General features: G+C 68.7%; 1 protein-coding gene. It reads right to left on the bottom strand.

All coding sequences use genetic code 11. The annotated features are described in order from the left end of the window. Positions 1 to 238: amidohydrolase family protein (locus tag ACH13J_RS18530; RefSeq protein ID WP_397544814.1), on the bottom strand; the 238-nt coding region annotated here is incomplete at its 3' end. Positions 239 to 259 lie beyond the last annotated feature (21 nt).

Below are 259 nucleotides of genomic sequence, written 5' to 3'. Positions count from 1 at the left end.
GGTAGTCGTCCACCGCCGCCTTGAGCGAATGTCCCTTCTCCTGCGCGGCAAACGGGATGACCGTAGTGGTACCGCCGCACACGGCGGCGCGCGTGCCGGTGAAGAAGTCATCGGCCATGCGCATGCCGTCGGGCATGGGCTGGTCGAGGTGGCAATGGCCGTCGACACCGCCGGGCAACGCGAGCAGACCGGTGGCATCGATTTCACGTGCGCCGCGCGGCAAGCCATGGCCGTGCACGGCGATACGGCCGTCGCGTAC

The organism is Roseovarius salis (genome assembly GCF_044472985.1).
GTDB classification, from domain to species: Bacteria; Pseudomonadota; Alphaproteobacteria; order Rhodobacterales; family Rhodobacteraceae; genus Roseovarius; species Roseovarius salis.
The sequence above is the reverse complement of the archived record's forward strand: the minus strand, read 5'-3'. Positions and strand labels throughout refer to the sequence as shown.